The sequence below is a fragment of the Pseudomonas sp. NFACC45 genome (assembly GCF_900113505.1).
In the GTDB taxonomy this organism is placed as follows: Bacteria; Pseudomonadota; Gammaproteobacteria; order Pseudomonadales; family Pseudomonadaceae; genus Aquipseudomonas; species Aquipseudomonas tehranensis.
This window is the reverse complement of record NZ_FOPO01000029.1, coordinates 1-1,386: the sequence shown is the minus strand read 5'-3', so window position 1 is coordinate 1,386 and position 1,386 is coordinate 1. Positions and strand designations below refer to the sequence as shown.

The window sequence follows — 1,386 nt, the reverse complement described above, 5'->3', positions numbered from 1 at the left end:
TGGGTGACGAAGTGGTTGATGCCATGCTTCCAAGAAAAGCTTCTAAGCTTCAGGTAACCAGGAACCGTACCCCAAACCGACACAGGTGGTTGGGTAGAGAATACCAAGGCGCTTGAGAGAACTCGGGTGAAGGAACTAGGCAAAATGGCACCGTAACTTCGGGAGAAGGTGCGCCGGTGAGGGTGAAGCACTTGCTGCGTAAGCCCACGCCGGTCGAAGATACCAGGCCGCTGCGACTGTTTATTAAAAACACAGCACTCTGCAAACACGAAAGTGGACGTATAGGGTGTGACGCCTGCCCGGTGCCGGAAGGTTAATTGATGGGGTTAGCTAACGCGAAGCTCTTGATCGAAGCCCCGGTAAACGGCGGCCGTAACTATAACGGTCCTAAGGTAGCGAAATTCCTTGTCGGGTAAGTTCCGACCTGCACGAATGGCGTAACGATGGCGGCGCTGTCTCCACCCGAGACTCAGTGAAATTGAAATCGCTGTGAAGATGCAGTGTATCCGCGGCTAGACGGAAAGACCCCGTGAACCTTTACTATAGCTTTGCACTGGACTTTGAATTTGCTTGTGTAGGATAGGTGGGAGGCTTTGAAGCGTGGACGCCAGTTCGCGTGGAGCCATCCTTGAAATACCACCCTGGCAACTTTGAGGTTCTAACTCAGGTCCGTTATCCGGATCGAGGACAGTGTATGGTGGGTAGTTTGACTGGGGCGGTCTCCTCCTAAAGAGTAACGGAGGAGTACGAAGGTGCGCTCAGACCGGTCGGAAATCGGTCGTAGAGTATAAAGGCAAAAGCGCGCTTGACTGCGAGACAGACACGTCGAGCAGGTACGAAAGTAGGTCTTAGTGATCCGGTGGTTCTGTATGGAAGGGCCATCGCTCAACGGATAAAAGGTACTCCGGGGATAACAGGCTGATACCGCCCAAGAGTTCATATCGACGGCGGTGTTTGGCACCTCGATGTCGGCTCATCACATCCTGGGGCTGAAGCCGGTCCCAAGGGTATGGCTGTTCGCCATTTAAAGTGGTACGCGAGCTGGGTTTAGAACGTCGTGAGACAGTTCGGTCCCTATCTGCCGTGGACGTTTGAGATTTGAGAGGGGCTGCTCCTAGTACGAGAGGACCGGAGTGGACGAACCTCTGGTGTTCCGGTTGTCACGCCAGTGGCATTGCCGGGTAGCTATGTTCGGAAAAGATAACCGCTGAAAGCATCTAAGCGGGAAACTTGCCTCAAGATGAGATCTCACTGGGACCTTGAGTCCCCTGAAGGGCCGTCGAAGACTACGACGTTGATAGGTGGGGTGTGTAAGCGCTGTGAGGCGTTGAGCTAACCCATACTAATTGCCCGTGAGGCTTGACCATATAACACCCAAGCAATTTG

General features: G+C 53.5%; 1 rRNA gene. It reads left to right on the top strand.

Annotation, left to right across the window (positions count from 1 at the left end):
- A 23S ribosomal RNA gene (locus tag BM132_RS27665) occupies positions 1-1,367 on the top strand; the annotation flags it as partial.
- Positions 1,368-1,386 lie beyond the last annotated feature (19 nt).